Raw genomic sequence first — 8,782 nt, 5'->3', positions numbered from 1 at the left:
CGACCACCACGAAGGAGGAGATCAACTCGCGTCATGACACACCCATCCACAACTCTTGACAATTGCTCCTAAGGGCGCGGAAAGCCTCCTGGGGCGCTGGGCTAGCTACGCCGCTGGCGGCGACGGCGGGGACGTAGCGTTGCGAGCTGCGGCCAGACAGGGCTTGCGCCACTACCAGGTGTCGGTCCTCGAAGTCGTCGACACCAACACTCCCGATGAAACGATCGAGCAGATCGAGTCCTATTGGAAGAAAAAGCTCCTGACCCGAAAGTTTGGCCTGAACCGCAACTAGGGCTGACTGACCCCACACCTGCCACACTCGCCAGGTGTCGCAAGGATTGGTTCTCTCTGTTCTTCAGCGGGTCGTCGGCTCCAACCTGGTCGGGCTCTATCTGTTCGGCTCCGCTGTGGATGGCGGGCTGCGGCCAGCAAGCGATCTTGACTTCCTCGCCGTGGTGGATCGATCGCTGGACGACGGCGAGCGCTTGGACCTTGCCCGAGCGCTCAGCGCGATCTCGGGGCGACGGGCCGGGGGCCGATCGTTGGAGGTCGTGGTGGTCGTGGCCGATCGGCTCCGACCCTGGACCTATCCGCCAATGCCTGACTTCCTGTATGGCGACTGGTTGCGGGATCAGCTCGTCGCCAAGCCGGGTCCCCCCGTGGCCAACGCGACTCTCGCCATTGATCTGCACCAGGCGCTCTCGACCGGGATGGTTCTCCTCGGAGAGCCGCTCAGCGCTCACCTCGACCCAGTGCCGGCGGACGATCTGGTCCGCGCAAGCATGGACGGCGTTGACTCCCTCCTCGACAATCTGCCGGACGACACGCGCAACGTCTTGCTGACTCTCGCCCGCGCCTGGCACACCTGCGTCACGGGGCAGCTGGCGCCCAAGGACGTGGCGGCGGACTGGGCGCTCCCCCGGCTCCCCATACAGTTGCGCGCTCCGCTGGCTCATGCCCGCCACCTCTACCTCACCTGCACCTACGCCGACGAGACCTGGCCGAAAGACGTCCGCGATCTCGCGGCGCCGCTGGCCGCCTACGCCGCCCGGGCGATTCGCGCAGAGGCTGGGCAGCCTCCGGGACGTGATGGCTGGTGTTTTCCGGTCCCCTTGGGCCGGGCGGACACCGTGGTCTTCGAGATCACGGCCGACGATCCGCCGGAGATCGTGCCGATGGTTAATGGCTGTTCGCTTATCGACCTCGTGGCCGACTTCGAGACGTCGCGAGGCTGGGAGCTGGCGGGCGACTACTCCGGCCTCGTTCCTGCATCCTTCCGCTTCGGCGACCTCACGCGGTACTACCTGGGGCGCGCCGCGAGGCAATGGCCGGAGCCGGGCCGCGCCTGGCTCCTCGGCTGCGACTGCGGCGAAGTCGGGTGCTGGCCCTTGGACGCGCGCATCGAGGTGACCGACGATCTGGTCATGTGGCAGGACTTCCAACAGCCACACCGACCGGAGCGCGATTACCGCTCGTTCGGACCCTTCGTGTTCGGCAGGAAGGAGTATGACCGTGCGGTTGCGGATGCCGTGGCCGCGCTCGGCGCGGACCGCCGCTGAGCCGGCCACCAACAGCCAGTCCCGACCGACTACAGGTATGCCGCCCGCCAAGGGTGCGTTGAGCCTGCAGCGAGCGCCGCGCACGGCATACCTGTAGCCCGCCGGCCCGACGCGAGTAGAATCCTCCAGAGAGTAGGATTTGGCCATGTCATCGCAACCCGTCGAGAAGCACTCGATCACCATGCCTGCCGAGACATCGCAAGGCGTCAGGTCTCGCGTCGGCGCACGGGGCTTCTCCGGCTATGTCGCGACGGCTGTCGCCCGGCAATTGGAACGCGACGCACTCGACGAACTCATCGCACAGATGGAGGCAGAGCATGGCCCCGTCGATGAAGACCAGGTTGCCGGGATCATGCAGCGGCTGATGGCGTGATCGCCAAGCCGCATAGCCTTCTGCTCGACTCCGACGCCCTTTCCGCGCTCGCGGCGGGCGGGCAGCGTATGCAGGCATGGGCCACCGTTGCACGGCGCACTGATTCGGTGTTCTATGCATCGACGCTCACCCTCGCCGAAGTCACCGACGGCTCCCCACGAGACGCGAATGTGCGTCGCGTCGTCAAAGCGATCCGCATCGCCGAGGTCACGCAGGACGTGGGCTACCTCGCGGGCAGCCTCCGAGCACACGCGGGCGCCGCGCGACGGAAGGTTCGCGATCTCACGGTCGATGCGGTGGTGGCCGCGACGGCACTCACGCTCCCCGGACCAACCGTCGTGATCACCTCAGATCCGAGCGATCTCCGGCTCCTCCTCGACGGGACGGCGATTGGCATAGAGGCGATCTGACCCGCACACAACACGCGATGTGGCTGGGTCGATGAGGTGAAGCTCTTGCTGACGTCCGGTGGCGTGACCAACGCCAGCATCCACGATGCGCTCGTCGACCTCCTGGGCAAGCCCACCTCCGAGGCCACCGCCCTCTGCATCCCGACGGCGCAGTGGGGACACCCGCACTGCGGGCCGGTGTCCGCGCGGGGCTTTGTCGCCGGTATGCCGCCCTGGGGCGGGCTGACCTCGCTGCCCTGCGCCTCGCTCGGAGTCCTCGAACTCACCGCCCCGCCCTCCATTCCGCGCGAGCGTTGGCTGACCTGGGTCAATGCGGCGGACGTCCTCCTCGTGGACGGCGGCGGCGCGGCATACGTCCTGGACGACCAGTCGGCGATCCGAGTGGTGGATGGCGTCCCCGAGGTCATCTCCGAAGGTCGTTGGCGACGGCTTTGAACCCCACTACGTGTCCTCTGGCTGCCAGACCCCACACGATGCCAAAGGCCGCCGTCCCGGCTAACGCGGTGGTTGCGTCCCGCCCAGGCCGGCGGCCATTGGCATAGCTGGGGTCCCGCCGCGACGGGATCCGGAGTCAGGCGCGGATGCTGCGGCGCCCGGTGGCGAGGCCGACGAGGAAGAGGAGCACGACGGCGCCGAAGGTGGCGGTGACGAGGCTGATCAGCCAGCCGTCGCCCATCGGGTTGCCGCCGAACAGGCCGAGGATCCACCCGCCGAGCAAGCCGCCGCCGATGCCGACGAGGATGTTGAGGAGCAGGCCCTGCTGCGCGTCGGTGCCCATGAGCTTGGAGGCAATCCAGCCGGCAAGGCCGCCATGATGATCCAGGCGATGAGGGTCATGGTCTTTCTCAGTTCTGATAAGGGTGCCGATCAGGAAACTGATCGATCACAGCGAGCCATACAATGGACAAAGATTAGACACCGTGGCGAATCAGCGCTCGGGGGATTTCGAGCCTTGCGGTCATGATTCGGCACCATGATGGTGGCGTGGGTATGGAGCAGCGGGCCGCCGCGTTCTGGGAGCGGCACGCCTCGGGCTATGACGAGGCGTCAGCTTTCGTTGAACGTCGCTGGATGTCGCGCGCGCGGGCCTGGGTGGTCGAACGGGCCGTCGGCGAGACCTTGGAGGTCTGCATCGGGACCGGAGCCAACCTGCCGCTCTATCCCAATAGCGTTCGGCTCACCGGGCTCGACTGGAGTCCAGGGATGCTGGCGGAGGCACGCGCCAAGGCCGCAGAACTCGGTCGACGGGCAGACTTTCGGCAAGGCGATGCCGCCGAATTGCCATTCCCCGACAACACTTTTGATTCCGTCGTGTGCACCTTCGGCCTATGCTGCGTGCCCCGCTACGAACGGGCGATCGCCGAAATGGCCCGAGTCCTCCAACCGGACGGCCGGCTCCTGCTCGCGGACCACGTCCCCTCCACGCGTATGCCGATCCGCCTCGCCCAGCGCGTGATCGAGTCCGTCAGTGGCCGGCTCGTCGGCGAGCACTTCACTCGCCGACCGGCCGCGCTGCTGCCGGCATACGGCCTGAGCATCGTCGACAGCCGTCGCGAAAGCGCCGGCATCTTTGAGGTCGTGCACGCGACCCACTGAGCGTTGCGAGAATGGTCGCGTGGGAGAGCGACCGGACGTGCCCGACTGGATGCTCGACACCCTTCGCGCCGCCACCGCCGTATTGCCGGAGTGCCGCGAAGAACGGGCCTGGGTGGGGACGCGCTGGCGGGTCGGGCAGGCAACCATCGCGCACCTCTTCGGCGGCGAGGACGGCCTGTTCCGGATCACATTGCGCGGTGACCCGGACGACGTCGCCGCGTTCAGCCACCTCGGACCGCCCTACTTCAAAAGTGACTGGGGCAGCAATGTCATCGGCATGATGCTCGACGAGGCCACCGACTGGGGCGAGGTCGCGGAGATGGTGACAATCTCCTACTGCATCCAAGCGCCGCGTCATCTCGCCGACCGCGTCGACCTCCCGACGATCTGAGCACTCACGCGTACTGCCGGGCGATGGCCGCCGCATGATCGACATAGCCACCGCCGAAAAGCACGGCATGCAACATCACCGGGTGGAGTTGGTGCAGCGCCACCCGCTCCCGCCAGCCGTCGGCGAGCGGCGAGGCCTCCGCATATGCCGCGATGATGCGCTCGAGGTGTGGCGCGCCGAACAGCGCCAACATCGCGAGGTCGGTCTCCCGGTGCCCACCATGGGCCGCCGGGTCGATGAGCACCGCGCCGGCTTGGGTCCACAAGACATTCCCAGACCACAGGTCGCCGTGCAGGCGCGCCGGCGGCTGGTTGTCGTCGAACTCCCCGTCGCCGAGCCGATCCGCCACCGCCTCGAAGACCCCACCAGCGGACCCATCCCACAGTCCCCGCGTCCGTCCCAGCCGCACGGTATGCCGAATCCGATGCTCCCCGAAGAAGATTCCCCACGATGGCGTCGGGTCGAGCGGCAGGGGCAAGGGATCGTCAGCCGGCCCCAGGAAGCCGGGCCCGGTCCACCCCTGCGGTGACATTCCGTATGCCCCGGCCCCCGCCCCGTGCGTCGCGGCGAGGGCGCGCCCGAAGTCTTCCGCTTGTGCGGGTGTCGGTTGACAGGGCGCAAACCTCTCCAGGTTGAGGTGACGCTCACCGACCTCCAGGACCTCGACCACCCGGACACCCCCTGCCGGTGTGGCCTGCGCGAGCCAGCGCAGGCCGGCGGCCTCCCAGGCGGCATAATCACGCGGCGCCGATGAGGGAATTGTCTTGCGGTAGAACGCCACGTCGCTCCTACGGAGAGTCCGGACGGACAAGCGGCGGATTCAGGACAGCGAGCGATCCGCGGCGGTAGAGCTGCGCCGGCCGCCCGCCGTCGACATTGGTGCTGTGGCCGGTCGGCACGATAAAGCCGGGGGCCCCGGTGACCTTGCGGTGGAAATTGCGCGCGTCGAGCGCCTGACCCCAGACAGCCTCGTAGACCGCCCGCAGCTGCCCGACGGTGAACTCGGGCGCGCAGAAGGCGGTGGCGAGCGGGGTGTATTCCAACTTCGCCCGGGCCCGCTCGATGCCGTCGGCGAGGATGTTCGCGTGGTCGAAGGCGAGGTTGCGGCCGAGCGCCTCCGTCGCCTCAACCCACACGGCATGAGCGGCATCGCCACCGGCAACCGGCTCCGGCAGGTCGGGCGCGAGGGCGAGCCACGCGACCGAAACCGTGCGCATCCGCGGATCCCGCTGCGGCGCACCATAACTCGCCAGCTGCTCGAGGTGGACCCCAGCGGTCACGCCCGTCTCCTCCCCCAATTCTCGGTATGCCGCGCTCTCCAGATCCTCGGTCGGACGCACGAAGCCACCGGGCAGCGCGAGCCGCCCGGCATACGGCTGCTCGCCCCGCTCGACCAACAAGACGAGAAGGCGCCCAGCGCGCACCGTCAGGATCACGAGATCGACGGTGACGGCAAAGGGCGGATGACTCGGCATACGCCGACCCTAACGCACTAGCCGTCAACTTGACGATAAGGGCGAAGGCGTTTTATCGTCACACTGACGATAAAATCCAGAGGAGGACGTCATGGCAACCATCAGCACCCTTCCCTTCGTCCGGCACCTGCGGGCGGGCGAGGCCAGTCACATCCGGCATCTCGTCGGTGGCACGCCGAAACACTCCGGCGCCGGCGCCGCGTTTTGGTTCCGACCGATGACCGCCGTCATCAGCCAGATCCCGGTCGATGACCGCGAACGGCCGATCCTTATCCAGGTCCGCACGACCGACCTGCAGCAGGTCGCGGTGCCTGGAGTCGTCACCTACCGCGTCGTCGACCCGGACCTCGCCGCCACCCGCGTCGACTTCTCGATCGACCTCGGCACCGGCGGCTGGACCCAGACCCCGCTGGAGACCATGGGCGCCGTCGTCCACGGCGCCGCCGCCGAAGCGGTCACCACAGCACTCGCCGGCCTCGACCTTCGCGCGGCCCTGACCGCGGACCTCGGGGCGCTGGGCAACCAGGTCACCACTCAGTTGGCCAGTGACCCGCGCCTGACCAGCCTCGGCATCGCCATCATCGGCATCCGGTTCGCGCTGCTGCGGCCAGAGCCCGACGTCGAGCGCGCTCTGCAAACCCCAGCTCGCGAAGCGATCCAGCAGGATGCGGACCGCGCGACCTTCGAGCGGCGGGCGCTCGCGGTCGAGAAGGAGGCGGCCATCGGGGAGAACGAGCTCGCCAACCAGGTCGAACTGGCCCGGCGCCGCGAACAACTCATCGCCCAAGAGGGCGCCAACGACCGCCGGCGCGCGGAGGAGGCCGCCCTCGCCGCAGCCCTCGCGACGCAGTCCGAGGCCGACCGCACCCGGGCTCTCGCGGACGCCCAGGCCGACAGCGAGCGCGCCGTCGGGCAGGCTGCGGCCGAGGTCGAGCGGGCTCGCGTCGAGGCGTATGCCGAGGTCCCCCGCGACCTGTTGCTCGCCCTCGCCGTCCGCCAGGCCGCCGAGAACCTGCCCGCGATCGACCACCTGGTCATCACGCCGGATCTGCTGCAGGGCCTGCTCGCTCAGCTGACGGGCCCGCGAGCCGAGGTCCGGTGACCAGCATGGCGACACCTCGGGTCGTGCTGGTCACCCGGCGCACGGAGTATGACGAGCTGATCGCTCGCCACGGAACGCGCGGCCAGGCGGACTTCTTCCTCCGCAGCCGCGGCCAATCCCTAGACGTCCTACTCGCCCGCCATCACGCCCTGGATGCGGCGCGGCACGCTGTGCTCGCCGCGATCCCGGTGCAGTGGCGGCGCGGGCAGGCCGAGCGGGACGAACTCGCGCGATTCGTCTTCGGGCCCGACGACATCGTCGTCGCCATCGGCCAGGACGGCCTGGTGGCCAATGTCGCGAAATACCTTGACGGACAGCCGGTTATCGGCGTCAATCCGATGGGTGGCGGCGGCGCCCTCGTTCCGCACCCGTGCGCGGCCGTCGCCGACCTGCTCGCCGACATCGCCGGCGGGCGGGCGGCATACCTCGACAGGGCAATGGTGGAGGCGCGCACGGACGACGGACAGCAACTGCGGGCGCTCAACGAGATCTTCGTGGGCCATGCGAGCCACCAATCGGCACGCTATGACCTGAGCGTCGGGGCAACGCAGGAGAGTCAGTCGTCGTCGGGCGTCATCGCGGGCACCGGCACCGGCGCGAGCGGCTGGTGCGCCTCCATCCAGCGCGCCGTCGCGCCGGACCTCCCCCTGCCCGCTCCCGCTGACCGGTCGCTGGCGTGGTTCGTCCGCGAGGCCTGGCCCTCCGCCAGCACGGGGACGGCGCTGGCATACGGCATCTTGGGCCGGTCTGAGGCGCTCTGCGCGACGGCCCGGTCCGAGGAACTCGTCATCTTTGGCGACGGTATCGAGAGTGACCGGCTCCTGCTCTCGTGGGGTCAGGGCGTGCGAATCAGCCTGTCCGAGAGCGTTCTTCGCACCGTGACGTGATCCGGCCGGGCAGCTATTCGGAGCCCCAGACGCCGCCTTCCGCGTCGCGTTTGCGCAGCAGCGCCTCGGCATGTCGCCGGTGGAGGTGCTCCCGGACTTCACCGGGGGTGTACGTGCGCCGCCGACGCTCGCGCCGGGCCACAACAACACCGGTCGCCGCGACGCCGAGCACCGCGGAGACCCCGAGCAGCTTGCGGAGCCGGTTGTTCTGCAGCGGGCCGCGCGTCATAGCCAGCACCCTAGGCCACGGCCAGGCGGCAGACTGGGGCCGTGATGAGCACGCCACTGCCCCTCCAGGAGGCACTTGATCTGGCCCGGACTGGCGATCTGTGGATCTTTCGCGGCACAAGTGCGGTGGATCGAGTCATGCACGCGGCCACCAACAGTCCCGTGAATCATGTCGGCATGGCACTCGTCCTCGACGATCTCCCACCCCTGATCTGGCACGCGGAGCTCGCGCGCTCGCTCGTCGATCACTGGTCGGGTGATCACCATCGGGGGGCCCAATTGCACGACCTGGGTGCTGCGGTCCGGCAGTGGCAGGTGAAGTACGGACAGCGGGCTTATCTGCGTCAACTCTCACCGGCCGCCGGGACCCCGGAAGAAGACGCCGCACTGCTCACGATCGCCCGACTCAATGGAGTCTCCTTCCCCTCCACGGCACGCCTCGCGGGCCGCTGGTTGACCGGCCGAGATGGCTACCTGTCGCAGCGCCGAGCCCGGCGCGAGCGGGTGCGTCCGGAGACGGCATACTGCGCCGAAGTCGTCGCAAAATGCCTGGTGGACATGGGCATTCTGCTTCCCGAGGCGCCCGCGAACTGGTATGACCCCGGCCGCTTCTGGAGCGGAGACCACCTCCCGATGGCACCGGGCTGGTCGTATGCGGGTGAGGTCGCGATCTCCCCAGATCCGGTCGCGAGCCGTACGCCCTGACTCGGCGAGGTCCGGATGGATGTCACGACGTCACCCACAGCCCTGGACCCCCTCAA

At 68.6% G+C, this 8,782-nt stretch carries 14 protein-coding genes; 10 read left to right on the top strand and 4 right to left on the bottom strand.

All coding sequences use genetic code 11. From position 1 onward, the window contains the following. Positions 1-55 precede the first annotated feature (55 nt). The 5 genes from ABD225_RS18025 (at position 56) to ABD225_RS18005 (ending at position 2,777) form a co-directional block, all read left to right on the top strand. On the top strand, positions 56-292 hold the full coding sequence (locus ABD225_RS18025) for a GIY-YIG nuclease family protein (RefSeq protein WP_344088891.1): 237 nt from the start codon (positions 56-58) through the stop codon (positions 290-292). A 34-nt stretch (positions 293-326) separates the two neighbouring features. Then, the gene (locus ABD225_RS18020) at positions 327-1,559 is read left to right on the top strand and encodes an aminoglycoside adenylyltransferase domain-containing protein (RefSeq protein ID WP_344088888.1); all 1,233 of its coding nucleotides are present in this window, start codon (positions 327-329) and stop codon (positions 1,557-1,559) included. Positions 1,560-1,704: 145 nt separating this feature from the next. Beyond that, the gene (locus ABD225_RS18015) at positions 1,705-1,932 is read left to right on the top strand and encodes a CopG family transcriptional regulator (protein WP_344088885.1); all 228 of its coding nucleotides are present in this window, start codon (positions 1,705-1,707) and stop codon (positions 1,930-1,932) included. After that, positions 1,929-2,342 carry a type II toxin-antitoxin system VapC family toxin gene (locus tag ABD225_RS18010; protein WP_344088882.1) on the top strand — a complete coding sequence of 138 codons (414 nt, stop codon included), beginning with the start codon at positions 1,929-1,931 and terminating at the stop codon, positions 2,340-2,342. The genes ABD225_RS18015 and ABD225_RS18010 overlap by 4 nt, the downstream gene beginning before the upstream one ends. A gap of 36 nt (positions 2,343-2,378) precedes the next feature. After that, the gene (locus ABD225_RS18005; protein ID WP_344088879.1) at positions 2,379-2,777 is read left to right on the top strand and encodes a hypothetical protein; all 399 of its coding nucleotides are present in this window, start codon (positions 2,379-2,381) and stop codon (positions 2,775-2,777) included. A 136-nt stretch (positions 2,778-2,913) separates the two neighbouring features. Here the strand turns inward: ABD225_RS18005 and ABD225_RS18000 are convergent, their stop codons facing one another. Next, a complete protein-coding gene (locus ABD225_RS18000; RefSeq protein WP_344088876.1) occupies positions 2,914-3,120 on the bottom strand; it encodes a GlsB/YeaQ/YmgE family stress response membrane protein in 207 nt (68 codons plus the stop codon). A gap of 182 nt (positions 3,121-3,302) precedes the next feature. On the opposite strand from ABD225_RS18000, the gene ABD225_RS17995 reads away from it, so the two are divergent. Beyond that, complete coding sequence (locus ABD225_RS17995) at positions 3,303-3,938, top strand: class I SAM-dependent methyltransferase (protein ID WP_344088873.1); 636 nt, start codon at positions 3,303-3,305, stop codon at positions 3,936-3,938. 19 nt (positions 3,939-3,957) lie between these two features. Continuing rightward, on the top strand, positions 3,958-4,329 hold the full coding sequence (locus ABD225_RS17990; protein ID WP_344088870.1) for an MmcQ/YjbR family DNA-binding protein: 372 nt from the start codon (positions 3,958-3,960) through the stop codon (positions 4,327-4,329). 4 nt (positions 4,330-4,333) lie between these two features. On the opposite strand, the gene ABD225_RS17985 is transcribed toward ABD225_RS17990, so the two are convergent. Both ABD225_RS17985 and ABD225_RS17980 read right to left on the bottom strand, forming a co-directional pair. After that, positions 4,334-5,110 carry a fructosamine kinase family protein gene (locus tag ABD225_RS17985; protein WP_344088867.1) on the bottom strand — a complete coding sequence of 259 codons (777 nt, stop codon included), beginning with the start codon at positions 5,108-5,110 and terminating at the stop codon, positions 4,334-4,336. 7 nt (positions 5,111-5,117) lie between these two features. Next, positions 5,118-5,804, bottom strand: a complete 687-nt coding sequence (locus ABD225_RS17980; protein WP_344088864.1) for an NUDIX hydrolase — start codon at positions 5,802-5,804, stop codon at positions 5,118-5,120. A gap of 91 nt (positions 5,805-5,895) precedes the next feature. On the opposite strand from ABD225_RS17980, the gene ABD225_RS17975 reads away from it, so the two are divergent. Both ABD225_RS17975 and ABD225_RS17970 read left to right on the top strand, forming a co-directional pair. Then, positions 5,896-6,906: an SPFH domain-containing protein gene (locus ABD225_RS17975; RefSeq protein WP_344088861.1), complete on the top strand. Its 1,011-nt coding sequence runs from the start codon at positions 5,896-5,898 to the stop codon at positions 6,904-6,906. Positions 6,907-6,911: 5 nt separating this feature from the next. Next, on the top strand, positions 6,912-7,793 hold the full coding sequence (locus tag ABD225_RS17970; protein ID WP_344088858.1) for an NAD(+)/NADH kinase: 882 nt from the start codon (positions 6,912-6,914) through the stop codon (positions 7,791-7,793). A gap of 13 nt (positions 7,794-7,806) precedes the next feature. On the opposite strand, the gene ABD225_RS17965 is transcribed toward ABD225_RS17970, so the two are convergent. Continuing rightward, complete coding sequence (locus tag ABD225_RS17965; protein WP_344088855.1) at positions 7,807-8,022, bottom strand: hypothetical protein; 216 nt, start codon at positions 8,020-8,022, stop codon at positions 7,807-7,809. A gap of 44 nt (positions 8,023-8,066) precedes the next feature. Here ABD225_RS17965 and ABD225_RS17960 point away from each other — a divergent pair, with 44 nt between their 5' ends. Further along, a complete protein-coding gene (locus ABD225_RS17960) occupies positions 8,067-8,726 on the top strand; it encodes a hypothetical protein (protein WP_344088852.1) in 660 nt (219 codons plus the stop codon). Positions 8,727-8,782: the final 56 nt, after the last annotated feature.

The sequence above is a fragment of the Nostocoides veronense genome, assembly GCF_039531185.1.
Classification (GTDB): Bacteria; Actinomycetota; Actinomycetes; order Actinomycetales; family Dermatophilaceae; genus Nostocoides_A; species Nostocoides_A veronense.
The sequence above is the reverse complement of the archived record's forward strand: the minus strand, read 5'-3'. Positions and strand labels throughout refer to the sequence as shown.